This window comes from Okibacterium fritillariae, from assembly GCF_052783725.1.
Window position 1 is genome coordinate 651,170 of record NZ_CP199917.1, and the last position, 24,912, is coordinate 676,081.

24 protein-coding genes are annotated in these 24,912 nt (G+C 67.9%); 8 read left to right on the plus strand and 16 right to left on the minus strand.

Annotated features, from left to right (window positions below; genetic code table 11):
- Positions 1-17: 17 nt before the first annotated feature.
- From ACUWEX_RS03160 to ACUWEX_RS03175, 4 genes are all read right to left on the minus strand, one after another.
- A complete protein-coding gene (locus tag ACUWEX_RS03160; RefSeq protein ID WP_079726817.1) occupies positions 18-623 on the minus strand; it encodes a class I SAM-dependent methyltransferase in 606 nt (201 codons plus the stop codon).
- 114 nt (positions 624-737) lie between these two features.
- Positions 738-1,064: a YciI family protein gene (locus ACUWEX_RS03165; RefSeq protein WP_159449480.1), complete on the minus strand. Its 327-nt coding sequence runs from the start codon at positions 1,062-1,064 to the stop codon at positions 738-740.
- A 132-nt stretch (positions 1,065-1,196) separates the two neighbouring features.
- Positions 1,197-1,673, minus strand: coding sequence for a MarR family transcriptional regulator (locus ACUWEX_RS03170; RefSeq protein ID WP_079726819.1), 477 nt, complete (start codon positions 1,671-1,673; stop codon positions 1,197-1,199).
- Between the two features lie 72 nt (positions 1,674-1,745).
- Positions 1,746-2,063, minus strand: coding sequence for a DUF7882 family protein (locus ACUWEX_RS03175; protein WP_079726820.1), 318 nt, complete (start codon positions 2,061-2,063; stop codon positions 1,746-1,748).
- 178 nt (positions 2,064-2,241) lie between these two features.
- Between ACUWEX_RS03175 and ACUWEX_RS03180 the strand changes: the two genes are divergently transcribed.
- Complete coding sequence (locus ACUWEX_RS03180) at positions 2,242-2,640, plus strand: VOC family protein (RefSeq protein ID WP_445997596.1); 399 nt, start codon at positions 2,242-2,244, stop codon at positions 2,638-2,640.
- A 56-nt stretch (positions 2,641-2,696) separates the two neighbouring features.
- Here the strand turns inward: ACUWEX_RS03180 and ACUWEX_RS03185 are convergent, their stop codons facing one another.
- From ACUWEX_RS03185 to ACUWEX_RS03200, 4 genes are all read right to left on the minus strand, one after another.
- On the minus strand, positions 2,697-3,362 hold the full coding sequence (locus ACUWEX_RS03185) for a pentapeptide repeat-containing protein (protein ID WP_079726822.1): 666 nt from the start codon (positions 3,360-3,362) through the stop codon (positions 2,697-2,699).
- Between the two features lie 93 nt (positions 3,363-3,455).
- Positions 3,456-5,672: an acyltransferase family protein gene (locus ACUWEX_RS03190; protein WP_079726823.1), complete on the minus strand. Its 2,217-nt coding sequence runs from the start codon at positions 5,670-5,672 to the stop codon at positions 3,456-3,458.
- Between the two features lie 226 nt (positions 5,673-5,898).
- Entirely contained in the window at positions 5,899-8,763 is a 2,865-nt protein-coding gene (locus ACUWEX_RS03195) for a M14 family zinc carboxypeptidase (RefSeq protein WP_445997098.1), read from the minus strand.
- Positions 8,764-9,005: 242 nt separating this feature from the next.
- Positions 9,006-11,345, minus strand: coding sequence for an exo-beta-d-1,3/1,6-glucosidase (locus tag ACUWEX_RS03200; protein WP_445997099.1), 2,340 nt, complete (start codon positions 11,343-11,345; stop codon positions 9,006-9,008).
- 173 nt (positions 11,346-11,518) lie between these two features.
- Between ACUWEX_RS03200 and ACUWEX_RS03205 the strand changes: the two genes are divergently transcribed.
- Positions 11,519-12,361, plus strand: coding sequence for an aldo/keto reductase (locus ACUWEX_RS03205; RefSeq protein ID WP_079726826.1), 843 nt, complete (start codon positions 11,519-11,521; stop codon positions 12,359-12,361).
- 163 nt (positions 12,362-12,524) lie between these two features.
- On the plus strand, positions 12,525-13,832 hold the full coding sequence (locus ACUWEX_RS03210; RefSeq protein ID WP_445997100.1) for an MFS transporter: 1,308 nt from the start codon (positions 12,525-12,527) through the stop codon (positions 13,830-13,832).
- Here the strand turns inward: ACUWEX_RS03210 and ACUWEX_RS03215 are convergent.
- The 5 genes from ACUWEX_RS03215 to ACUWEX_RS03235 form a co-directional block, all read right to left on the minus strand.
- Entirely contained in the window at positions 13,823-14,062 is a 240-nt protein-coding gene (locus tag ACUWEX_RS03215) for a Txe/YoeB family addiction module toxin (RefSeq protein WP_079727893.1), read from the minus strand. The two genes, ACUWEX_RS03210 and ACUWEX_RS03215, sit on opposite strands and share 10 nt — an antisense overlap.
- 14 nt (positions 14,063-14,076) lie before the next feature.
- The gene (locus ACUWEX_RS03220) at positions 14,077-14,328 is read right to left on the minus strand and encodes a type II toxin-antitoxin system Phd/YefM family antitoxin (protein WP_079726828.1); all 252 of its coding nucleotides are present in this window, start codon (positions 14,326-14,328) and stop codon (positions 14,077-14,079) included.
- A gap of 52 nt (positions 14,329-14,380) precedes the next feature.
- The gene (locus ACUWEX_RS03225) at positions 14,381-15,826 is read right to left on the minus strand and encodes a hypothetical protein (RefSeq protein ID WP_445997101.1); all 1,446 of its coding nucleotides are present in this window, start codon (positions 15,824-15,826) and stop codon (positions 14,381-14,383) included.
- A 102-nt stretch (positions 15,827-15,928) separates the two neighbouring features.
- Positions 15,929-16,519 carry a SipW-dependent-type signal peptide-containing protein gene (locus ACUWEX_RS03230; RefSeq protein WP_445997102.1) on the minus strand — a complete coding sequence of 197 codons (591 nt, stop codon included), beginning with the start codon at positions 16,517-16,519 and terminating at the stop codon, positions 15,929-15,931.
- Between the two features lie 320 nt (positions 16,520-16,839).
- Positions 16,840-17,466: a hypothetical protein gene (locus ACUWEX_RS03235; RefSeq protein ID WP_079726831.1), complete on the minus strand. Its 627-nt coding sequence runs from the start codon at positions 17,464-17,466 to the stop codon at positions 16,840-16,842.
- Positions 17,467-17,805: 339 nt separating this feature from the next.
- On the opposite strand from ACUWEX_RS03235, the gene ACUWEX_RS03240 reads away from it, so the two are divergent.
- Entirely contained in the window at positions 17,806-18,831 is a 1,026-nt protein-coding gene (locus ACUWEX_RS03240; protein ID WP_445997103.1) for a LacI family DNA-binding transcriptional regulator, read from the plus strand.
- On the opposite strand, the gene ACUWEX_RS03245 is transcribed toward ACUWEX_RS03240, so the two are convergent.
- Positions 18,828-19,115 (minus strand): hypothetical protein, encoded by a 288-nt coding sequence (locus ACUWEX_RS03245; RefSeq protein ID WP_445997104.1) that lies wholly within the window; start codon positions 19,113-19,115, stop codon positions 18,828-18,830. The genes ACUWEX_RS03240 and ACUWEX_RS03245 overlap by 4 nt on opposite strands.
- Positions 19,116-19,251: 136 nt before the next feature.
- Positions 19,252-19,566, minus strand: a complete 315-nt coding sequence (locus tag ACUWEX_RS03250) for a hypothetical protein (protein ID WP_234990951.1) — start codon at positions 19,564-19,566, stop codon at positions 19,252-19,254.
- Between the two features lie 134 nt (positions 19,567-19,700).
- Here ACUWEX_RS03250 and ACUWEX_RS03255 point away from each other — a divergent pair, with 134 nt between their 5' ends.
- Entirely contained in the window at positions 19,701-20,648 is a 948-nt protein-coding gene (locus ACUWEX_RS03255) for an aldo/keto reductase (RefSeq protein ID WP_445997105.1), read from the plus strand.
- A gap of 5 nt (positions 20,649-20,653) precedes the next feature.
- Here the strand turns inward: ACUWEX_RS03255 and ACUWEX_RS03260 are convergent, their stop codons facing one another.
- Complete coding sequence (locus ACUWEX_RS03260; protein ID WP_445997106.1) at positions 20,654-21,193, minus strand: dihydrofolate reductase family protein; 540 nt, start codon at positions 21,191-21,193, stop codon at positions 20,654-20,656.
- Positions 21,194-21,407: 214 nt separating this feature from the next.
- On the opposite strand from ACUWEX_RS03260, the gene ACUWEX_RS03265 reads away from it, so the two are divergent.
- From ACUWEX_RS03265 to ACUWEX_RS03275, 3 genes are read left to right on the plus strand one after another with little or no spacing between them, the layout of a single operon-like run.
- Complete coding sequence (locus tag ACUWEX_RS03265; protein ID WP_445997107.1) at positions 21,408-23,108, plus strand: circularly permuted type 2 ATP-grasp protein; 1,701 nt, start codon at positions 21,408-21,410, stop codon at positions 23,106-23,108.
- Complete coding sequence (locus ACUWEX_RS03270; protein ID WP_077054126.1) at positions 23,102-24,031, plus strand: alpha-E domain-containing protein; 930 nt, start codon at positions 23,102-23,104, stop codon at positions 24,029-24,031. The genes ACUWEX_RS03265 and ACUWEX_RS03270 overlap by 7 nt, the downstream gene beginning before the upstream one ends.
- Positions 24,028-24,873, plus strand: a complete 846-nt coding sequence (locus ACUWEX_RS03275) for a transglutaminase family protein (RefSeq protein WP_079726837.1) — start codon at positions 24,028-24,030, stop codon at positions 24,871-24,873. Before ACUWEX_RS03270 ends, ACUWEX_RS03275 begins: the two co-directional genes overlap by 4 nt.
- The last annotated feature ends 39 nt before the right edge of the window (positions 24,874-24,912 follow it).

A 24,912-nucleotide genomic window follows, 5' to 3' on the forward strand; every position in this document is an offset into this window, starting at 1 on the left:
TTCGCCGTTCGCTGTTCTCAGGCGTCAGTCCGACGGCGCGCGAGGATCGCGCCGTGCGGCCGATAGCCCTGACCCGTGCGGGTGTGTGTCTCGACGATGTCGAAGCCGGCTTCCTGCACCTCTGCGCTCAAAGCTTCGACGGGCCAGAAGTAGGCGCCGATGACGGCGTGATCGAAGCGCTCAACCGACGGCCCGGTGAAGAACCCGAGCAGCAGTCCGCCCCCGGGTCGCAGGACGCGCGCAAACTCTCGCAACGGCACCTGAATCGAGCTGGGCTCATGGTGAATAAGTGAGTACCAGGACAGGATGCCTCCGACCGACGCCGGAGCCGCGCTCAGGTCATCCACGCTCTCGGTCTCGAACGTCTGCTCGGGATAGGTCTCGCGCGCATGCTCGACGAAGCGTGGCACGACATCCACCCCGCGCACGTCGCCAACTCGTTCGGCGAGGAAGGCGGTCCAGTGGCCCGGGCCGCAACCGGCATCGATGAGTGGCCCGTCTTGCTCGAGCGCCCACGCCGAGACGAGCTGAGCGTCCGAGGGATGAACGCTCGCCATCGACCCCAGGTGCTCGACGTATTCATCGGCTCGGCGCGAATAGGCGTCTCGGATCTGTGCGTCCATGCACTCGAGCGTACGAGACGTGACGTGACGAGACGTGGCGGTCGGTGAGGGGTTGCGAGTCGCAGCTCATCGGAAAGCTATGAGCCCAGACAGTGCGCGGCCCGGCCGATCGCGTCAGCCCAGCGTGGCGCGCAGCTCGACCCGCCGCGCGCACGCCCGTGAGGCGCGAGTGGCGATGTCGCGCGCTACCTCGGGGCTCGGGGCTTCGATGAGCCAGAAACCGGAGAGGTACTCGCGCCCGGTGGCGAAGGGCCCCGCGGTCAGCGAGATGTCGTCGCCGCGCGCATCGATCACGACGGAGTCGTCGGGATGGGCGAGGCCTTCGGCGGCGATCAGCTGTCCCGCCGCTACCAGCTCGTCGTTGAGGGCGCCGACGGCGGCCATTTCCTCGTCGGTTCCCGTGCGGGTTGCCGTGTCGATGACAGAGAGAAGAAACTTCATCGTGACTCCTTCGTTCGCGGTGTTGAGGCCACGCTCGCAGAGCCGGAACCCGCCGTCAAGAACGGCGCGTGAATCATCCGCCCGGCCCGCGCATTCGAGGTGCCCGGGCATCGGGCACGGCCGGCCGGCCGGTCAGTCGGCGTCGGGCTGGGCCGCGTCGACGAGGGAGGTGAGGAACGTGAGGACGACGGCGGCGTCATCGGCCGAGAGTTGCTCGATGAGTCGTTGGATGCGCACCTCGGCAGCCTCGCGGCTCGGAGTGGCCGAGGGGGCGATGTCGCGAGCCTCGATCGTGAGGGCGCGTCGGTCAGTGGGGTGCGGCATGCGTTCGACCGAGCCGAGCTTCTCGAGTCGGTCGAGGAGCACGGTCGTGCTCGGGGAGGACAACCCCAAGTGCGAGGCGAGCTGCTTCGGGCCCACGGGCTGGTGCTGGCTGTGCTGGTCGCGCAGATAGTCGACGGCGAGGATGTCGGTGTCACCCATGCCTGTTTCGGCGCGGATGTGTCGGCGCATCGCGATGTCGGTGTTGCGGCACAGCAGCAGTGCGCGCATGATCTCGGCATTCGACTGATCGCGGTTCAGGGGGCCGCGCGTTCGGGTAACCGCCATGGGTGTGCCTTTGTGATCGGTGTCATGTCACGGCTCGAAACCGAGCAGTGGGTGGAGCCGGGCGGGTTCCGCCTATGCTGCGCGGCTGACGGGCGCCGGTTCGGGCAGCGCCTGCAGGCCGTTCGTGCTGTTCGCGCTCGACAGGAGGTCTTCGACCCAGGCGCGGTTGATCGGCACCTTTTTGCTGCCCGAGTACTTGAAGAATAGGGGGATGGCGGGGTGGATCCAGATCGTGGAGCGACCGCTGCCGGCATAGGCCGGGGTTTCCCAGGACAGGACATGCGGTTCTCCACGGCGCAACTTCGTGATGATGGCCAGCTGCAGATGCGCCAGCATGCGGTCCTCGAAATCGATCTTCGCGCCGTCGGTTCCGTACAGAAGTGTGCCCATTGATACCACGTCCAATCATTCAACCCATCTAGTAGTTAGATTCTCTAGTAAATACGTATGAATAACAAATTGGATGCCGGAATGCGCACTCTTGACGGGTGCCGCGTCGCGCGGGACCATCGGAGGAATGAGCGCAGGCCAGCACGCGCCGGCTGCGGCATCCGATCGAGGAGAGACCATGCAGCCACGCATCCACGTCACCAGCCTGTTCGTCGACGACCAGGCGAAGGCCCTGCGGTTCTACACCGACACGCTCGGCTTCGTCGTCAAGACGGATGTCCCCGTCGGCGAATACCGCTGGCTGACCGTCGTGGGGCCGGGCGAGCCCGACGGTGTCGAGCTGCTGCTCGAACCCGACGTGCACCCCGCCGCCCAGGCCTACAAGAAGGCGCTCGTGGCTGATGGCATCCCCGCGACGTCGTTCATGGTCGACGATGTGGATGCGGCGTTCCGCGAGCTCACGGCGCAGGGCGTCACGTTCGTGCAGCCGCCCGTCCCGGCCGGTCCCGTCACGACGGCCGTGCTCGACGACACGTGTGGCAACCTCATCCAGCTGGTCAGCCCGGTCGAGCAGTAGTCTCGCCACCGCCCTGGCCGCAAACTGTGAGGCGCGCACGGCCGCCGAAACGACTGTCAGCCGTCGACGACGATGCCCAGGTGCTCGGCGAACAGCGAGGCGAGTTCGGAGACCTGCATCGACGACATGGTGGCACCCTTCAGGCCCTCGAGCCCCGAGATGCGGCGCAGGTCGAGCGTGCGCAGGTCGACGTTCTGCAGCGTGGCGCGCGTGACGTCGAGGCTGTTGAGCGTGCAGTCGACGAAGGCGAGCCGGTTGACGGTGGCGCCGCCCAGGTCGAGCTCGTCGATGGAGCAGTTCGTGAACTGGACGTCTTGCAGCACGGCCCCGCGCAGGTTGACGAACCCGAGCTTCGACCCGGTGATGTGCACCGACCGCCAATTGGACTCATAGAACTCGGCCGAGCCGATGCGCGACTGGTCGATCGACACCTCGCGGAACCGCGACCGCGGCGCGGCGATGATGGGCGCGTTGAGCCGCTCGATGGTGGTCTCGACGAAACCGGCCCCGCGCAGCAGCACGTCGTGCGCGTCGAGGTCTTCGAACGCGCACTCGGTGACGGTCAGCCCGCTGAGGTCCTGCCCCGAAACGTCGGCCCCCACGAAGCGCAGGCCGTCGACGTTCTCGTGGGCATCGAGCAGACCCGTGTCGCCGTCTTCGAGCCCGACGAGTCGGAGGGTCGGGATTTGCGGCGTGAGCGAGGACTTCTTCTTCGGGGGCATGGCACTTCACTTCTGACGGGCCGGCGGGGCCTGCTTCTCGGCGATCCGAGCTGCGTCGAGGCTATCGTGCGGCACCGACATCCGGCCCCTGCGCTACATCAGCCCCTGATCGGCGAACAGGCGTCGGATGGCCGGGGCGATGTGCTCCGAATACGCGGTCGTCAGGTGCACGGTGTCGTACTTCGTCGGCCACGTCGCGGCGAACGCGGGGCATCGGCCATCCACGCAGTTCACAGCCAGCGCGTCGATGTAGTGATCGCCGGATGCTTGAGCCTGTGCCTGCGTGGCCGCCGAGAAGTCCTGCCACGCGGGGTCGATGTCGACCACGCAATCGCCCGGGTTCGACACCTGCGAGTAGCATGCGTCGAGGTCGGCTCCGAGGGGCGGCGGCGCGAGGTAGACGATCTTGCCGGCGCTGTTGAATCGTGAGGCGAGCGATGCCGTCGAGCTGACCATGTCGGTGGTCGACAGCGCGCGCCCGTCTGACGACTGCCCGAGCGCGAAGGCGTTGGCCACGACGACGAGCTGCGGCTGATCGCTCGCGATGCGGTCGGCAATGTCCTGTTTGCGCTGCGTGCAGCTGTCCATGACGCCGTCGCCGTCGTTCTGCACGAGCACGTCGGTGAAGCGGCAGCCGTAGAGGCCGATGGTCGTGATCTTCCACTGCCCGTCGCTGTTGTCGGCGATCTGGCGGAACGCGGGGGCGTAGGTGAGCGCGATCGAGTCGCCCACGACATACATGTGGTGGGGGGCGTCGCCCGAACCCCAGGTGCAGCCACCGAAGTCGGGCGTCGAACCGGGCTCGAAGCATCCCCGGGCCGGGTTGTCGTTCGAGGTGGTGCGCAGGGCGTCGTCGAGCGAGGGCGACAGGTTGTCGGGCCAGGCCGTGGCCGAGAGCGCGGCGCTCAGGTCGGCGCGCGCCTGGTCGAGCGGGTTTGCGGCGTTCTGCTGCGAGGCTTCGGGGGCGGCCTGCGGGGCCTGGCCGCGCGATGAGAAACCGGCGGCGATGATGACGACCGTGACGACCACGAGCAGGGCCAGGGTCGAGAGGATGAACTGAGAGCCGAACTTCTCCTGCCAACGCGCCCACGCCTCGCTGCGGGCGGTTGCGCGGGCGACGCGTCGGGCTTCGGCATCCGTCACCCCGGCATCCGTCACCCCGGCATCGGAGAACGACCGCAACCACGGGGAGTGGTGCAGCGGCTGCTCGATCAGCAGGTAGGCCAACACCGAGATGACGAAGATGAGGCCCGCGGTGATGAGCGTGCGCTCGAGCGTGGCCTCGACGAGGAACAGCGGCACGAACACGATCACGGGGAAGTGCCACAGGTAGAGCGAGTACGAGATGTTGCCGAGGAACGTGGTGACGGGGTTGCTGATGGGGAAGAGGTAACGCTGCGGCCCGCCGATGCCGGCCAGCAACACCACGGCCGTCGCGACGACGGGCAGCGCGGCCCACGGCCCGGGGAACGGCTTCGAGGCATCGATCACGAAGAACGAGGCGACGATGCCCGCGAGACCGGCCCAACCGAGCACGAAACGCAGGGCGACGGGCAGCCGCAGGAAGAGGGGTGCGGCCGCGGCCAGCACGGCGCCGACGCCGAGCTCCCACACGCGCGTGAAGGTGGAGAAGTAGGCGATCTCGGCGTTCTCTCGCGTCTCCCACATCGCGAAGGCGAAGGAGGCAACAGAGATCAGGCCCATCGCGACGATCACGACGATGCGGATGCGGCGACCCGAGCGTTCGCGGTTGCCGCGGGCGAGCGCCATCCCGATGGCGAACAGCAGCAGGAGCAACGCGGGCCACACGAGGTAGAACTGCTCCTCGACGCTCAGCGACCAGAAGTGCTGCAGCGGAGAATCGGCGTCGGTCTGCTGGAAGTAGTCGGTGCCCGTCACCGCGAAGCGCCAGTTGGCGGCCAGGAAGAAGGCCGAGACGGCATCCCAGATGGTCTCCCAAGCGCGCGTCTTGTTGAACACGAACCAGCCGACGGCCGTCGTGGCGATGAGCACGGTGAGGGCGGCGGGCAGGATGCGGCGGATGCGGCGCCCATAGAAGCCGACGATGCTGAAACGGCCGGTGCGCTCACGTTCGCGCAGAATGAGGCCCGTGATGAGGAAGCCGGAGATGACGAAGAACACGTCGACGCCCACGAAACCGCCGCTCGGCCATCCCAACAGGTGATTGACGATGACGGCCACGACGGCCACGGCGCGCAGCCCCTGGATATCGGCTCGAACCCGCCCGCGCGGCGGTGCCGCCGTCGCCGGAAGAGAAGCCGTCTGTTCGGTTGTCGTCTGCGCTGCCACTCGTCTCCCCGGATGTGAACCGCAGACGAGCCTAGCGCAGCAATGTTGCGGCAGATCGCGCTCTCATCGAAGGGATAAGGGCTGGGCTTATATCTCGAAAATATAAGCCGAGCGCTTATGTTTGCTCGCGGACGTCTTCTGCCGGTCAGCCGCTCTGCCGCGTCCCCAACGAACGATGTGCCCGGTCACGTGAATGACCGGGCACATCGGCTACAACGGGTTCCGCTTACTCGGTCGTGTCGACCGAGCGGGGTGCCTCAGCAGCCTGAGCCGCCGAGCGACCGCGCAGGCGCATCGCACCGAGCGTCGCGGCGCCGAGGGCGAGCAGGCCGGCGGCGAGACCACCGATCAGCAGCGCGTCCGAACCCGAGTTGGCGAGACCGCCCGGACGGGTGCCGGCGCCCGCAGCGGGCGTCGTCGGCAGGGCGACGGGTGCCGGCGTGGCCGACGGCGAGTCGCTCGGCACGGGCACCGGGGTGGGCTCGGGCGTGGGCTCGGGGACGACCACGGCCGCGGGAACCTCGACTTCGGCACCGGCGACGCCGGCCCAGAGGAGTGAGGTGGCGACGTCTTGCGACCCGCCGACCACGTGGGCACGGTAGGTGGGAACCGTTCCGAACAGCAGGACGCGGGATCCGGTGGCTGCCGTCTTGGAGACGACGGCGGCCTGGCGTGCCGAGTTCTCCTGCGCGCGACCGGCCGACGAGGCCCAGTGGCCGGAGACGAACGGGTCGGCGGCGTAGGTCTGTTCGACCGTGGCGGCCGGGTCGAGCACCGTGAACCAGGTGGCCGGGGAGACGAATGCCGTGTCCTGCGGGAAGTCGCTGAGCACGCCGTCTGCGGCCGTCTCGACGCTCACGATTCCGTTGGAACCGCTCGTGCCCGACACCGGGGTGGTGGTCAGCAGGCCGAACGTGTTGGCGAAGTTCGCCGCAGCCGTTCCGCGACCGGTGACACCCTTACCGCTCGCGAGGTAGGCGTTGACGGCCGCGGTTCCGGCGGCCTGGTCGGCGTTGAACGCGAGGTTCGAGCCGATCCAGAGCACGTCGATCTGCGACAGGTCGGTGGCACCCGAGGTGATCGAGGCCGCGTTGACGAGGACCAGGTCGCGGAAGCCGAGGCGTTCCAGCGTCACGCGGTCGTCCTGCGTGCCCGTGTAACCGACACGCTGGGCGCCGAGACCGGTGCTGTCCTCGGTGCGCAGGCGCTGGCCATCCGAGGCCGCGAAGGTGACCTCGTATTTGGCGGTGACCTCGCTGACCGACTGACGGCTGGTCTCGTCGAGCTTCAGGATCATGGTGCCGTCGTCGAAGCGCGAGACCGCGACCCCGTCGTGCAGTAATTCGTTGATGGCCTGGATGGATGCCACACCGCTGGCCTCGAGCTCGAGGTAGGCGGCCGTGGCCGGAACGACGGAGCTGAGCGGCGTCGAGGTGACGGGCGTCGCCGTGACGGCGAGCGGGGCGTCGGTGGTGCTGCCGATGGCGTCGACGTCGGCACCCCACAGGAGCGAGAGGCTCCACGCGGAGATGTCGTACATGTCGGGCACGCGCTCCGAGATGTCGGTTCCGTCGGCGAGCAGCACGTTGGCGAGGCCGCGCAGCGGCTGGTGCATGTCGACGAGGTAGGAGCCGGCGGGATAGGTGGTGCCATTGGCCGTGAGGGCCGACGTGGTCTTCTGCACCTCGATGCCGTTGACGAGCAGCTGGTCGACCAGCGTGTTGGCGTCAGTGTCCGAGCGCTGCGTGCCGCCGACGGGGATGACGTAGGCGCGGGGAAGCTGGGCGGTGTAGACGTCGGTCTCGTCCCAGATCTCGGCCCAGGCGTTCGGGGCGGGAACCGTGGCGGGGTCGATGTCGGCGGGAACCGTGCGGAGCGGTTCGCCGGCGTCGCCGCGGCGGAAGATCTCGATCTGGTTGTCGAGCAGCGCGTCCGAGTTCTCGACCACGTAGTCGACGGCCGTGTCGATGACGACACCGGCCACGGCGACGTTCACCTCGCCGCGACGGGTTCCTTCTGGCACGTTGTTGTTGACGCGGCCGAGGGGCAGCTCGACGGTGTTGGTGATGGCGCCCTGGAACGCCACGTACTGGGGCGCGAAGATGGGGGGCCAGTCGTCCCAGCCCGCGCGGATGTCGCGGTAGGGGATGAGGATCTTGCCCGTGTTGGTGGTCGTGGCGCTGCCATCCGCGGCCTGGTAGGTGTTGCCCGGGATGTTCGCCTCGACGACGGCCTTCTCGATTTCGAGCGCGGCGTCATAGGCGTGCGGCAGGAACAGGTCGTACTCGTAGTTCTCACCGTGGGGCGGGCCACAGGGCTCGACCTGCAGGATGTTCGTGTAGCCGTGGATGTCGATGAAGTTGGTCGGCTGGATGATGTTCGACAGGTCGCGCGTGATCGATGCCTCGACCGTCGCGCCCGTGATGAAGTCGCGGTTGGGGTCGAAGCCCGCGGCCACGGCGCGCTGGCCGAGTGCGCGGCCGTCGGGGTTGTTCGTCAGCGTGAAGTAGATGCGGTGGGTGCGCAGCAGCTCGGCGGTTTCGGCCGAGGTGTCGTTCAGCATGTCCTCGATGTACTTGATGCTGGCGTCGGTGCCCTCCCACTCGTTTCCGTGGATGTTGGCGTTGAACCAGATCGGGATCTTGTAGCCGTCCTGCAGCGCCTGGTCGGTGGCGGCCGCGGCGGCGTTGTTCTTGATCTTGTCGCGCCAGGCGTTCTGCTGAGCGGTTTCGGCGGCCGTCTCGGGCGCCGTCAGGGTGATGAAGTGGATGTCGCGGCCGAGGTCGGTTGTGCCGACCACCTGCGCGGAAACCTTGTTGCTGCGTGCGAGCCACGAGTTGATCTTGGGTGCGATCTCGTCGTAGGGGGTCAGGCCGCGCTGCGTCGATGCATCGGCCGGGAAGTCGGCGGCCAGGGGCACGGGCTGCTGGAAGGGGTAGCTGGTCGGCATCTTGATGGCCGGGTTGGTGGGGCGCACGATGGGAGTCGCCGACGACTCGGCATCGGCGACCGCGGGGTCGGGGAAGAACGAGAGAAGCGCCACTGCTGCCGATATGGCACCAACGGTGAGGATGGGTCTTTTCTTAGCCATGGTTTCCGTTCGTCGAAAGAGGAGGTGCGGGTGACGTGCAAGGGGGGTGCCGCCCCAGAATAGGGGCGCTGCGTTTCAGCCCCGGTTTCCTTACGTTTCCGGCTCGTTTCAGCTTCGTTTGCGTCATTTGTCGCGCTAGACAGGCCTTTCTGACGCATTATTTCGCGAGGCGCGCAAAACACCGCACGGGTGGATGCCGCGCGCAACGATCGTGCGCCCCGTGCGCGTTTCGGCCCGTGGGCTCAGGCGGCGGTGACGATGCGGAACGGCGCGCTCTGTAGATCGGCGAGCCGCGAGCTGGTGCCGACGAGCAGCTCGAAGTCGCCGGGCTCGACGATACGGTCGCCCGCGGCATCCACGAGCGAGCAGGCCGAGGCCGGGAGCTGGAGCGAGACGTCGACCGTGGCCTCCGCCGGCACGGTCACCTGGCGGAACGCCTTCAGCTCGCGCTCGGCCCATGTCACGCTCGTGACCGTGTCGGTGACGTAGACCTGCACGGTCTCGGTGGAGGGGCGCTCGCCGACGTTCGTCAGCGTCACGGTGGCGCGGATGGTGTCGGCCGCCGTCACCTCGGAGTCATCGAGTCGCAGATCGCTGTACTCGACGCGCGAATAGCTGAGGCCCTCGCCGAACGCGAACAGCGGGTCCTGCGTCAGGTCGGCATAGCGGTCGCCGTGCTGCCCGCGCAGCTGGTTGTAGAAGACGGGCAGCTGCCCCGCGTGCCGGGCGAACGTGATGGGCAGGCGCCCCGTCGGCTCGATGCGGCCGAGCACGAGTTCGGCCACGGCCAGCCCGCCCTGCATGCCGGGGTTGAACGCCTCGACGATCGCGGCGGCATGGAGCGCCGATTCGGGCAGGACCGACGGTTTCGACTGCACGAGCACCACGATGGTGGGGGTTCCCGTGGCCACCACGGCGTCGAGCAACGCGGTCTGGGCGCCCTGCAGTTCGAGCGTTGCGGTCGAGCGTCCCTCACCCGCGAGTGCGACCGTGTCACCCACGACGACCACGGCCCAATCGGCGGATGTCGCAGCCTCGACGGCCTCGGCGATCATGCGTTCGTCGGAGCTCGCCGCCTGGAAGTACGGGGGCCGCGGCTGCCCGTCGGGGAACACGCCGCGGGGGTCGTCGGCCAGATCGCCGATGTCGGCGCCGCGCGCGTGCGTGATCGTCCAACTCTCGGGCACGGCCCGGCGAAAACCGTCGAGCACGGTGAGGACGGTCTCGCGGGGATGGCCGTCGAGCATCCAGTCGACCTGGCCCGAAGCGCCCGCCCAGTCGCCGAGTTGCGCGTGCGGGTCGTCGGCGTTGGGCCCGATGACGGCGACCGTGCGGGGTGCAGAGGGCGCAGCATCCGGTGTCTCGAGCAGTGGCAGCGTGCCGTTGTTGCGCAGCAGCACAAGTGAGCGGCGGGCCATCTCGAGGTTGAGGGCGGTGTGGGGCGCGCTGCCGATGACTTCGCGCTGGCGCTCGGGGTCGGGCAGGCGCGGGTTCTCGAACAGGCCCAGCTCGAACTTGAGCCGCAGGATGCGTGTGACGGCGTCGTCGATCTGAGCCTCGGTCAGGCGGCCAGAGGCCACGGCTGCGAGCGCGGCGTCGCGGAACTTCGGCGTCGCCATGATGAGGTCGTTGCCGGCGGACACGGCCACGGCGGCGGCGTCTTCGTAGGTGGCCTGGACGTGTTGTTCCCAGACCATCCGGCCCACGTTGTCCCAGTCGGTGACGAGGGTTCCCTCGAAACCCCACTCGCCTTTGAGGACGTCGTTGAGCAACCACTCGTTGGCCGTGACGGGAACGCCGTCGATGGCCTGGTAGCCGAGCATGAAGGTGCGGGCGCCCGCCTCGACGGCGCGTTCGAAGGGCGGCAGGAACCAGGAACGCAGCTTGCGGCGGCTGAGGTCGGCCTCGCTGGCGTCGCGCCCGCCCTGCGTCTCGGAGTAGCCGGCGAAGTGTTTGGCGGTGGCGAGCACGGCGTCGGGGTCGGTGAGCCCCTCGCCCTGGTAGCCGCGGATCATGGCGGCGCCCAGCTCGCCGATGAGGTGCGGGTCTTCGCCGAACGTTTCGTCGACGCGGCCCCAGCGCAGGTCGCGCGAAATGCACAGCACGGGGGAGAAGGTCCAGTGCAGGCCCGTCGCGGCGACCTCGACGGCCGTCGCCCGCGCGCCCTGTTCGACGAGGGCCGTGTCCCACGTGGCCGCCATGCCGAGCTGCGTGGGGAAGATGGTGGCGCCGGGCCAGAACGAGTGGCCGTGGATGCAGTCGTCGGCCATGAGAAGGGGGATGCCGAGGCGCGTCTGGGTGACGAGCTGCTGCGCGCGAATGTTGCGCTCGGGCGAGGCGTGCAGCAGCGAGCCGACGAGTGAAACGCCCACGAGCTCGTCGAGGTCGGCGCGCGCGTCGAGCTGCATCATCTGCCCGATCTTCTCCTCGAGCGTCATGCGCGACAGGAGGTCGGTGAGCCGCTCCTCGACGGAGAGACTCGAATCGCGGTAACGCGCGGGCCGGAACGCACCGGTGGCGTCAGTGCCTTCGGTGGAGGGAGCGGAGGAGGCGGCGGAGGGCGGTGTCGGTGTAGAAGTCATGGCTCAGTAATCGTTCCAGATGTAAGCGCTTAACTCCATCGTCGATCTGGCCCTGTGGATAACTGTGAGGGCGCTACACCGCGAGCCCGATCGAGAGCCTCACCGCGACCCCGACAGAGCGCGCCGCGCGCTTTCCGCCCGATGCCCCGGCGCCCCGGTGTTAGCGTTTCGCTATGAGTACACCGGTCGTTCCCCGCCTCACGCTCAACAACGGCGTCACCGTTCCGCAGCTCGGCTTCGGCGTCTACAAGGTCGATGCGGCCGACACCGAGCGCGTGGTGTCCGAGGCGCTCGAGGCGGGCTACAGGCACATCGACACGGCGTCGGCTTACGGCAACGAGGCGGCCGTGGGGCGGGCGCTCGCAGCATCCGGTCTGGCGCGTGACGACGTCTTTCTCACCACCAAGCTCTGGAACGACGAACACGACAATGCTCGGGATGCCGCGCGTCGCAGTCTCGATGCCCTCGCCGTCGAGCGCCTCGACCTCTATCTCATCCACTGGCCGGCCGCCGATCAAGACCTTTATGTCGCGGCCTGGCGGGCCCTCGAAACCCTCGTCGACGACGGCCTCGTGCGCGCCATCGGTGTGTCGAACTTCCAGCCCGCGCACCTCGAACGCCTGCTCGCCGACACGGATGTCGCGCCCGCCGTCAATCAGATCGAACTGCACCCCTACCTGCAGCAGCGCGAGTTGCGCGAGCTGCACGCGCGCCACGGAATCGTGACCGGGGCGTGGAGCCCGCTCGGCCGCGGAAACGTGCTCGCCGACCCCACCATCGCGGCCCTCGCCCGCAAACACGGAGTCTCGCCCGCGCAGGTCATCGTGCGGTGGCACCTGCAGCTCGGCAACATCGTCATCCCCAAATCGGTGACACCCGAACGCATCCGCTCGAACCTCGACGTGTTCTCGTTCGCGCTCGACGGGCCCGACCTCGCGCGCATCGACGCGCTCGGCCTGCACGAGCAGCGTTTCGGGTCGCACCCCGACGAGGTGCGCGCCGACAAGAAGCTGTAGGAGCGGCGGCGCACCCGTACGCGGCCGGCATGGCGCCTCCTGCGGGCTCACGCGGCGGTCACGCCCGGGCCTGCCCGACGAAACGGGGGACTGCCGAACGTCGGACCCCCTCGCTACGCTGTCCCCACACCCTCATCCGTCGAATCACCCCGTGGAGGACGCTATGAGCGACGACGATGCCGCCCCAAACGCCTCGAGTGCCGTCGTCAGAGACGTGCCGCAACCGTGGAAGCGCAACGTCACCCTGTTCCTGAGTGGGCAGACGGTGTCGCTCTTCGGCTCGATGATCGTCCAATATGCGGTCATGTGGTGGGTCACCTTCGAGACCCGGTCCGGCCTCGCGGTCGCGCTCTATGCCGTGGCCGCCTTCCTGCCGCAGGGCATCGTGTCGATCTTCGGTGGCGTCATCGCCGACCGCATGAATCGGCGCGTGCTCGTCATGGTGGCCGACGGGTCGATCGCGATCGCCACGCTCGTTCTCGCTGTGCTCATGATGAACGGCATCACCGAGCTCTGGGTCATCCTGTTGGCCGTCGGCGTGCGCTCGGTGGGCGCCGGATTCCAGTCGCCGGCCGTCCAGGCGATGATTCCGCAGATCGTGCCGCCCGAGCAGCTCATGCGCGTCAACGGCTTCTTCCAGACCATCCAATCGGCCATGGCCCTGCTGGCCCCCGCGGCGGCCGGGGCGGTTTTCGGCATCTTCGGCATCGTGCCCGTGTTCTTCATCGACGTCGTCACGGCCGTCATCGGCATCGGCTTCCTCGCGTTCGTGACCGTTCCGACACTGGCGTCGCTGGTCGACAAGACGTCGAGCTATCGAGAGGACCTCTCCGAGGGGTTCCGCTTCATCTGGAACAACCGGGTGGTGCGCTGGCTGCTGGGCGTATTCGCCATCGTGTTCCTGCTGTCGGTCGCGCCGTCGTTCATCACACCCCTCATGGTGGCCCGCTCGTTCGGCTCAGAAGTGTGGATGGTGACGGTGCTCGAGCTGGCGTTCAGCATCGGCATGATCATCGGCGGCGTGTTGGTGGGCACGGTGCTCGCCAAGCGCAGCGCCATGGGCCTCATCCTCTTCGCGTCGTTCGGGTTCGCGGCCTTCACTCTCGCGTTGGGGCTGAGCCCCAACCTCTGGGTCTTCTACGCCTTCATGTTCGCGTTCGGGCTGCTCGTGCCGCTCTTCTCGGCGCCGTTCATGACCATCATCCAGGAGACCGTGAAACCCGAGATGCACGGCCGGGTGTTCAGCTATGTGGGCATCGTGATGGCGCTGGCCACACCGCTCGGCATGGTGGTCTTCGGCCCGCTGGCAGATGTCATCAGCGTGCAGTTGCTGCTGATCGTCGCGGGCATCGTCATGATCGTCGTCATGGGTGTGGCCATCGTGCTGCCGTCGGGTCGTGCAGCCATCGCCGCCGCCAAACCAGCGGGAACCCCGGTCGCCGTCGCCGAGGGTGACTCAGCTCAGCTGTAGTGGAACCTGCACTGCGCGATCAGAATTTGATCGTCGGCGAGCCGATAGACCAGTCGGTGTTCGTCGGTGATGCGACGCGACCAATATCCGTGAAACCCGTGTTTGAGCGCCTCGGGTTTGCCGATGCCTTCGTTACCGTTTCGCTCGATGTCCTTCAACAGCAGGTTGATGCGTTTGAGCACCCGCCGGTCTTCGGATTGCCAGTGCGTGTAGTCCTCCCACGCATCCATCGAGAACGTGTACTTCACTCGTCGAGCTCGTGGTCGACGCCTTCGCCGCCCTCCAATTGCACGATCGAACGCAGGATGCGGTGCGCGTTTACCGGGTTGCGCAGGAGGTAGGCCATCTCTTTGAGTGACTCGTAGTCTTCGAGCGCCACGAGCACCACGGGCTCCTTGCCGGCGCGCGTGATGACCACCTCTTCGCGATCGTCGAGGACCGAGTCGAGCGTCGCGGCGTAATGCGCTCGCGACTGCGAGTACGTCAGTGTCTTCATGAAAACCTCCAGGTACAAGAAAGTGTACTCGTTCGCTCACTCAGCCGCGCGATCAATACGCGGGTTGCACGGCGCTCATCGTTTGAGACGGGCCGTCGTAGCGCCAGATCCCGCTCGTGCCGCGCGCGATGATGAAGCGGTTGTCTTCTGACGAGGAAGCGCCCGTGCCGCCCGTCATATCGGTCGGCACGGGCACGCGCGCGTTGAGAACCGCGTCGGCGGCCCAGCTCGCGCCGTTGTCGATGCTGCGCCACCATCCGCCGGTGCCCCACGCGAGAACCGTGAGGCCCGAATATGCGACCATGGTGGCGTTGCCGTCGGGCAGTGGTGCCGCCGTCGTCCAGGTGTTGCCGAAGTAGTCGCTGACCTTGATGGTCGAGCCGTCGGTGGTCGCATTCCGTCGCCCCGCCGAGTCGGAGTCGATGATCCCCGTGGGCGGGTTGAGGGGCGCGAAGACGTTCCAGGAGCCGGGGGTCCCCTCGGCCGCCGGGTGCTCGGAATACCACCAGGTCGTGCCGTTCGTCGCCATCACGACGGGCACGATGGTGTTGGAGGTCGCCATGACGGCGGTGATGCCGGATGCGGGGAGCGCGCGCATCCGCCAATCGCCGCCGTCGTATCGATAGGCGTACTGCGTGCCGTCGAACGCCACACTGAGTGCGCTCTCGGCGCTGAAGCTCGTCGGGCGGAACGGCGGCGGCGGAAAATCGGTCCACGTCGACGCTCCCGCCGGTCCGAGTCGAGCCCCCTCTTCGCCGTTGGTGGCGCGGGTCACGTCGAGGGTTCGGGCGATGCGGGTGCCCAGCTTGTCGACGCTGAAGGTGGCGGATGCTTGCGCCGCATCCGATACGAACGACGCCCGGGTGCCCTGGGCGGAACCGGCGAGCCCGAGCCCGGTAGCCAAGCCGGCGAGTGTGATCACCGTCACGGGAAGGGTGATGGTTCTCGAGACTGATCGATCTCGCGAGTAGGTGGTCGGCGTGGCGTGCGGCACGCGCGGTGGCCGGCGGTCGTTGCGCCGCCTGACCGCCCACCAGGTGATCCAACTCCCGGCTATCGCGCCTCCCGCGAAGACCACGAACGGATGCTGCAGCGCCGTGACCGCGTATCCCCACATCGGCGTCGACCAGATGACCACGTCGACGCGCGAGACGGTCTTCTCGGTGGCATCGTCGGCGCCGTTGGCGTCGCCGCGGGTGGTGAGCGTCATTCGGCCTTCGCTCCCGCGGCGCAGATCCACCACGCGGTGGGTGGTGCGGATGCCCGTGCCGCCGATGGTCGAGACCACGTCGCCGACCGACACCGTGCGGGCCGCCCGGTCTTGCACGAGGGCCAGGGCGCCTGTCGGCATGGCCGGCGCCATCGACCCGGAACGGAAGACCACCGGCGTCACCCCGGTCACGAGCATGAGGGCGCTGCCGATCAGGCAGATCACGCCCAGGGCCGCGGCCGCGCTCAGGATGGTTTCGCGCACGATGCGCCAGACGGATGTCGTCACGCGACGGTCCTCTCTCGTCGAGTCAGGCTGGCGCAGTCACGGCCAGCGATGCCGAGGTGGCGTGGGGCGGCACCGTGTGATCGTCGGTGCCGCCCCACCTGATCAGACGGCCGCGACCGCCGTGAGCGTGAATGTCGGCGTGACGGTGACGCCACTCAGTGAATCCGGTGCCGCCGCGGGAAGGACGGCCTGGAAGCACAGGGTCTCGCTCGTGCCGGGCGCCAGTGTGCGCGGTGTCGCGATGGCGAGCGCCGACAAGGACCCGGTGCTCGTCACGGGCGTTCCGCCGGCGAACGCGGCGGCGTCGCACGTGCTGCCCGTGATTGCAACGATGCTCGCTTGAAGCCCGGTCGGCCCCTCGGCGAGTGCTGTCGTTCCCGCTAGGGCGGGTGTCGCCATGGTGTAGGTGAACGGCGAGGTTCCCTTGTTGTTGACCACCAGCGGCGCGTATTTCTCGCTGGCGGGAACCATGAGGAGCGAATCCCAGGCGGTGAAGGCGTAGGGGGTCGGCTTGCCCTCGTTGGTGCCGTCGAGCGCGATGTCGACCGACCCCGTCGCGAACGTCGAGGTGAAGGATGCGGTGTCGGTGAACGCCGCGAGTGTGCCGACGGCGCCGAGCCCGACGACGATGCCGGTCGCGAGCAACGCCCTGGTCTTTCCGGTCTTGCGTTCATGCAGTGTCGTGATGCTCATAGCAGTAACCCCCTTCGTGAGCGCGCTCTGCGCTTCTGGCATCATGATATGTCAGAGTACGAACGCACGCTAGGGTCAGATTTCGTGGGCTTTTCGGCCGAAGCGTGGCCAAGCTGCGAGAAAGCGCCGCACGGGCGTGTCGCATTCGGCACGCGGGCGCGCCGCCGACTCGCGGGGGACCGACGCAGAGACGGCGCGCCGGTCGCACCGTCAGCGAGAAACGCCGTCAGCGGGGAACGACGTCGGCCGGGATCAAGGTCAGGGAGCAAGACGTCAGGGAGCAAGACGTCAGCGAGGCACGCCGTCAGCGAGGCACGGAGTCAGGGAGCGATGACCGGCGCCCTGGCATCTTCGAGCCGGGGCTGGGGGTTGAAGCGGCCGACCGCGACATCCGTCGTCGTGCAGGCCACATTCGACCGGACGATGCGCGACACGAGTGCGTCGGCATCGCTGCCGTCGAAGACGAACGTCAGCTGGGTGGGTCGAGAGTCTGCGGGGTCCTCGGGCGCGGGGTGGTCTTCGGAGATGTACCAGCCGTCCGCGAGCGCACACCCCGTGACGACCGTGTTGCCGTCCTCGTCAGTGTCGATGGCCGTCGCATTCCACGGCATCGGGCCGGGTGCGACACGAGGCTCGAAGTTGTCCGGGTTCTTCAGGGAGTTCGCACGGTCGGCGGACATGGTTCCGATCGCCGGTCCTGTCCACGTGGAGCGCAGGTCGCCGCGGCTGAAGTCGTTCGAGTTCTGCGCGAGTTTCTGGGCGAGGTCGGCGGCCCGGGCGCGCTCGACCAGGGGGTCCGATTCCAGAGGGCCCGTCGGCTCGTTGGTGTCCCACACGACGGACGGGTCCGGGCCGACGGTGCGCGGCGTCGTGCACGCGGCCAGGCCGAGACCCAGGGCGCAGGCGACGGCAGCTGCAGCCAGGGACTCCAGCACGCGTTTCGCCATGCTCAATTTCCTTCCGCCCACTGAGCGAATTTATCGCGGAGAGGCTCGTATCGCGTCTCGAGTTCGCTCACGCTCTCGTCGCTCCCCGTCGCCTCCTGGTAGGCCTCGTCGAGTTGGGGTCAGCGTAGCGAAAAACGTCGCGCTCGGACCATGGATAGCGCTGCCCATGCGTCGTCACCCGAGGGGCGCCCGCAAAGACGCCCCGCAGCATGCCCTCACGTTTGCCGGCCCACGGCGTGTCGCCGGTTCGCGCGCGTCGTTGCACCCGCAGCGGCGCGGATGCAATCATGCAGGGGGAGCCATCATGCGTTCCGGGGATCCAGGCTGGAGTGTGATGGCGTGACCATCAGTGTGAAAGAGGTGGCGGCGCTCGCCGGGGTGTCGGTCGGCACCGTGTCGAACGTTCTCAATCGTCCCGACAAGGTCGCTTCCGACACCGTGGCCCGCGTGCAGGCCGCGATCGACGAGCTCGGGTTCGTGCGCAACGACGCCGCGAGGCAGCTGCGCGCCGGTCGCAGTCGCTCCATCGGCCTCATCGTGCTCGACGTGGCCAACCCGTTCTTCACCGACCTGGCCCGGGGCGCCGAGGACCGCGCATCCGAAGACCACCTCGCCGTCCTCCTCGGCAACAGCGACGAGAACACCGAGCGCGAGATCGCCTACCTCGACCTCTTCGAAGAGCAGCGCGTCCACGGCGTCTTGATCTCACCGCACGGGGATGTCGCGGCGCGACTCGATCGTCTGCGTCAGCGTGGCACGGCCGCCGTCCTGGTCGACCGTGGTTCCGAGGACACCTCGTTCTCGTCGGTCGCCGTCGATGACGTGGCCGGTGGTGACATCGCGGTCACGCACCTCATCGAAACGGGTCGTCGACGCATCGCCTTCGTGGGCGGGCCCTCGAGCATCCGGCAGGTGCAAGACCGGCTCGCCGGGGCCGAGAGGGCGGTTGCCCGGCATCCAGAGGCCACTCTCGAGATCTGCGCGACGGACTCGTTGACCGTGCTGCAAGGCCGGGCGGTCGGGGCACAACTGCGCGAGCGCCCCGCGACCGCGCGCCCTGACGCGGTCTTCGCGGCCAACGACCTGCTCGCCATGGGCGTCTTGCAGGCGCTCAACATGGGCCCGGCGCGGCTGGTGCCCGAGGACATCGCGCTCATCGGCTATGACGACATCGGGTTCGCGTCGGCCGCGGTCGTGCCGTTGTCGAGCGTGCGGCAGCCGAGCACGCTCATCGGCTACACCGCGGTGGATCTGCTGCTGCGTGAGGCCGCGGGTGGGCTCGGATTCGAACACGAGCAGATCGTGTTCCAGCCGGAACTCGTCGTGCGCGAGTCGACGCGGGCCCGCGACGCCGACGGCGTCTAGACGTCCAGGTCGAAATCGATCTGATCGGTCGGCCAATACGATCCCGAGCCACCCTCATGCGGAGCCTGATCCGACTCGCGGCGAGCATGCTCGTCGGCGGGCAGGTCCTCTTCCTCGATGAAGAGGGTCAGGCCGGGGGAGACGAGCACGGACAGCGTGTGGTTCGGCCCCGCGGGCACATCGACGAATCCGCCGCCTCGCCTCAAGGCATCCTCGATCGCGTCTTTCAGCGCGGTGATGTCGCTCGTCACCGGCACAGCGAAACGCTGCTTGTCGATCGTCACGGTGATTCGCTTCACGTGGCGTTCCTTCCCCAATGTGGTCGCGCCTCTCGGCACGCTTTCGGCCGCGAGGAATCCCACGACCCGGTTCGTGCCACGAATTCTCGCCGTGCGTTCAGCCGTCGTGCGCAGCGTGGGCTCAGTGCGCCCCCGTGTCGCGCGGCATGTTGATCTCGCTCTCGTCGACCTCGACGTCGCCCACGTCGTCGGGTCCGCCGGTGCCCGGGGCCACCTTCACGTCGTCCGTGTCGATGTCGACGAGGTTCTCCGACGTGCGTTCTTCCTGCTTGCGGCTCGTCTCGGTTTCGGAGGCCGGGCTGTAGGTGCGGTCCTTGCGAATCTGGTCGTTCTGGCTCAGATCGTCATCGGTCGTGGGGGTGCGGTGGTCTTCGCTCTGCGTGTGATCCGAGTGCTGGGGGCCGCCGTCGGCCGGGTTCTGGTTGTCGATGCTCATGGGTGGCACGCTACGTCGGGCTCCCGGCATCCGTAACCCCCTTGCGTTGTGGCGGGGGCGCGGAATATCGAGGGCCATGACACGTTTTACCCTGCGGGCGCCCACGGTTCGGCGCCGACAACTTGGAGGAACGCATGACCGCACAACACACTCGTCTCGGCAGCTCCGACCTGGCCGTCTTCCCGCTCTCGCTCGGCGGCAACGTGTTCGGCTGGACCGCCGACCGCGACACCTCGTTCGACGTGCTCGACGCCTATGTGGCCGGCGGCGGCAACTTCGTCGACACGGCCGATGTCTATTCGCAGTGGATCCCGGGCAATTCGGGTGGCGAGTCCGAGCGCATCATCGGCGAATGGATGTCGGCGCGCCACGCCCGAGAAGACGTCGTCGTCGCCACCAAGGTGGGCAGCCTGGCCGAGCGCAAGGGTCTCGGCGGTGACAACATCCGCGCCGCCGTCGACGAGTCGCTCGAACGTCTCGGAACCGACTACATCGACCTCTACTACGCCCACATCGACGACGAAGAGACGCCCATCGAGGAGCGCATCGAAGCGCTGTCGGGTCTCGTGGATGCCGGCAAGATCCGTTACATCGGCCTGTCCAACTATTCGGCGGCCCGCATCGACGAGTGGTTCGAGGTGACCGAGCGCGAGGGGTTCCACAAGGCCGTCGCGCTGCAGCCGCACTACAACCTCATGGAGCGCGGCTTCGAGAACGAGACCCGTCAGGCCGCCGCGCGCGCCGGACTCGCCGTGGTGCCCTACTTCGCGCTCGCCTCAGGCTTCCTTACGGGTAAGTACCGCGACGGTGCGGATGTCGACAGCCAGCGCGCCCAGGGTGCGTCGGCCTACCTCGACGACCGTGGCCGCCATGTGCTCGAGGTCCTCGACCAGACCGCCGCCGCGCACGACGCGTCGGTCGCTTCTGTCTCGCTCGCCTGGTTGCGCCAGCAGCCCACGGTCGTCGCGCCCATCGCGAGCGCCCGCACGGTCGAGCAGCTGCCCGACTTGCTCGCCTCGGCCGAACTCACCCTCACCGAAGCCGAACTCGCCCAGCTCGACAAGGCCTCCGCCGCTTCCTAATCGAACTACTTCAGGCCGTAGGTGAGGAGGGCGTTGCCGGCCGACGTGATGCGCGACTTCTGGAGGACAAGGCGCGTGGTCGGGTCGGTCGGCTCGAAGAAGTGGCGACCCGATCCGGCGACGACCGGGTGGGTCATGAGGGTGAGCGAGTCGATGAGACCCGCGAAGAACAGCTGGCGAACGATCGAAACGCTGCCGCATACGCTGATCTCGCCGCCCGGCGTCTCTTTCAGGTCGCCGACGAACTCCTCGAGCGGCCTGTCCATGAGCGACGCGTTGTTCCACGACAGCTCGCCCGAGAGGGTGCGCGAGGCGACGAACTTCTCGACCGGGTTGATGAACTCGGCGAACGGGTCGGTCGCGGTCGGCCAATACTCCGACCACTGCTCGTAGCCCACGCGGCCGATGAGCACGGTGTCGACGCGCGACATCATGTCGGTCATCTCCTCGCCCAGCTCGGCGTCGAACGAGTCGAACTGCCACAGGTTGGGCGCTTCGACGACGCCGTCGATGCTGTGGAAGAGTCCTGCCGTCAGTTTTCGCACTGCGAGCCTCCAAGAGGGTGAGGAGCCGCGTTCCGGCCCGATGCCTCGAAGCGTACTGCGGCGGCGGATGGGCCGCACCTGGCAGTTCTGAGCAAGCCCGCAGCATCCGCGTCATCGAGCGCGACACGCCGCGACACGCCACGATCGCGCGGCCGTCACACGCCCGCACACGCCCGAAATCTGCCCGCAACATGAGCCGGTCTATGCTCGGTCCATGGCGGATCTCTTCGATGGATACGGCGCAACACTGGCGCCGCGCAGAACCCCGGGTGGCGACCTCCCGTGGGACGAAATGTTCGGCGAGCCCCTCATGCACGGCGACCATGCGCCGTCTCGTGAGTCCTACAAGGACATCTATTCGGCGCTCGCCAAGATGACCCAGGAAGAGCTGCGCGGACGCACGGAAGCGCTCGCGAGCTCCTATCTCGCGCAGGGCGTCACGTTCGACTTCGCGGGCGAGGAGCGGCCCTTCCCGCTCGACGCCGTGCCCCGCGTCATCGAACAGGATGAATGGGTCACCATCGAGGCCGGCATCAAGCAGCGCGTGCGCACCCTCGAAGCGTTCCTCGCCGACGTCTACGGCCGCCAAAACGCCGTGCGCGACCGCGTCATCCCGGCCGGTCTCATCTCTTCGTCGTCGCATTTCCACCGCCAGGCGGCCGGCATCACGAGCGCCAACAACGTGCGCATCCAGGTGTCCGGCATCGACCTCATCCGGGATGAGCACGGCAAGATGCGCGTGCTCGAGGACAATGTGCGCGTGCCATCCGGTGTCAGCTATGTCATCTCGAACCGCCGGGTCATGGCGCAGACGCTGCCCGAGCTTTTCCTCTCGATGCGCGTGCGCCCCGTCGGCGACTACCCCAACAAGCTTCTGCAGGCCCTGCGCGCGAGCGCGCCGCACGGCATCGACGACCCCAACGTCGTCGTGCTCACGCCGGGGGTCTACAACTCGGCCTACTTCGAGCACACGCTGCTGGCGCGGTTGATGGGTGTCGAGCTCGTCGAGGGCCGCGACCTGTTCTGCTCGGGCGGCCGTGTCTTCATGCGCACGACGAGCGGCCCGCAGCGCGTGGATGTCATCTACCGCCGCGTCGACGACGAGTTCCTCGACCCGCTGCAGTTCCGCGCCGACTCGATGCTCGGATCGCCGGGCCTCATGTTGGCGGCGCGCCTCGGCAACGTGACGATCGCCAACGCCGTGGGCAACGGTGTGGCCGATGACAAGCTCGTCTACACCTACATGCCCGACCTGACGCGCTACTACCTGGGCGAAGAACCCATCCTGCCCAACGTCGACACCTGGCGCCTCGAAGAACCGGGCGCGCTCGAAGAGGTGCTCGACCGGCTCGACGAACTCGTCGTGAAACCCGTCGACGGTTCGGGCGGCAAGGGCCTCGTCGTGGGCCCGGATGCCTCCAAAGAGGAACTCGCCCAGCTGCGGACGCGCCTCATCGCCGACCCCCGCGGCTGGATCGCGCAACCCGTCGTCATGCTGTCCACCATCCCCACCCTCGTCGAGGACGGAATGCGGCCGCGGCACGCCGACCTGCGGCCCTTCGCCGTGAACGACGGCAACGACATCTGGGTGCTGCCGGGCGGTCTCACGCGCGTGGCCCTCCCCGAGGGGCAGCTGGTCGTCAACTCGAGCCAGGGCGGCGGGTCGAAGGACACGTGGGTCGTCGGGCAGCCGGCGGGCACACAGCCGTCGGAGGTCGCCGAGCACGACATCCAAGGGCTCGTGGCCGATCAGGCGACGGCCACCCAGGCCATCCCGATCATCTATGACGAGAAGCCAAGCCCCGAGCATTCCCCGCATGATGGGCCGCAGAACCACGACCAGCAGGAGCAGCAGCAACAGCAGGGCTGCACGGCCGCATCGACCACCGACCGGGAAGCGGGTGCCCCATGCTGAGCCGCATCGCCGAGAGCCTCTTCTGGATCGGCCGCTACATCGAACGCGCCGACGGCACCGCCCGCATCCTCGACGTGCACCTGCAGCTGCTGCTCGAGGACCCGTGGATCGACGAGGACTCGGCCTGCCGGTCGCTGCTCTCGGTGATGGGCAGCGTCGCGCCCGAGACGGGCGGCCTGACTCGCGCCGACGTTCTGCAGCAGCTCGCCGTCGACCGCACGCAGCCCGCCTCCATCGCCTACTCGTTGAGCGCCGCCCGCGAGAACGCCCGCCGCGCCCGCGAGATCGTGTCGACCGAGCTGTGGGAATGCCTCAACACCACGAGTGCGCGCATGCCGAGGCGTCTGCCGAGCGACAAGGTGCACGACTTCTTCGGATGGGTGCGCGAACGCTCGGCGCTCGCCGTCGGTGTTGTCGACTCGGCCACGAGCCGCGACGACGCCTGGCAGTTCTTCACGCTCGGCCGCAGCATCGAACGGGCGGATATGACGGCCCGGCTTCTGGCCACGCGCTCGCTGACCGAGGCATCCGGGCCCAGCTGGACGACCATCCTGCGGTCGTGTGGCGCCTACGAGGCCTACTTGCGCACCTATCGGGGCGTGCCGTCGGCGCGCAACGCCGCCGAGTTCCTGCTGCTCGACCGCCTGTTCCCGCGCTCCATCGTGTTCGCCATCGCGCGCGCCGAAGAGTGCATCCAGGCCGTCGAGCCGCGCACCGACCGCATGGGCGTCTCGGGCAACGCGCAGCGCCTGCTCGGCCAGATCCGCAGCGAACTGGAGTACACACCCGTCGCGGATGTGCTGGCCGACCTGCCGCGCTACATGGATAGCGTGCAACGCGCGACGATGGAGACCTCGGAGGCGGTGCGCGAGCGGTTCTTCCCCACGCACGCCGAGCCGAGTTGGATCGGGGAGAACTCATGAAACGCCTGCGCATCGTGCACAAGACGGGCTTCAGCTATCAGGGGCAGGTCAAGGCGTCCTACAACGAGGCGCGCATGCTGCCCTCGACGACCGACGGTCAGTTCGTGTTGTCGTCGACCATCGAGATCCAGCCGACGGCATCCCAGCACGCCTATGTCGACTATTTCGGCACGCGCGTGACGGCCTTCGAGCTGCTGACACCGCACCAGGAGCTGTCGCTGCAGGCCTCGAGTCTCGTCGAGGTGCGGCCGCGGGCGCATGCCGAGGCGTCGACGAGCTGGGACGATCTGCCGGGCATCGCGGGGCTGCGCCTCGAGACGCAGGAGCAGACCGCCCAGACGCGGCGCACCGAGCCGTCCGAAGACCTCATGGAATTGGCGCGCGATATTGCCGAGAAGCACGACAACCCGTGCGAGGCGGCCTCCGAGATCGCGCGCACGATCGGCGAGCAGATGGAGTACGTGCAGGGTGTGACGAGTGTGCACACGAGCGCCGCCGAGGCGTGGGCCGACCGGCGCGGCGTGTGCCAGGACATCACGCATATCGTGCTGGGGGCGTTGCGCTCGGTGGGCATTCCCGCGCGCTATGTGTCGGGCTATCTGCATCCGAAACCGAATGCCGAGATCGGCGAGACCGTGGTGGGCGAATCGCACGCGTGGGTCGAATGGTTCTGCGGGTCGTGGCACGGCTTCGACCCGACGAACATGCTCGACATCGGCGACCGCCACGTGCTGGTGGGCCGGGGCCGCGACTATCAGGATGTCGCGCCGCTGCGTGGCGTCTACGCGGGCCCGTTCCGCTCCTCGCTGTTCGTGTCGGTCGAGATCACGCGCGAGGCCTGATCCCCGCGAGAACGCGACGGGGATAGACGTAGGGCGCCC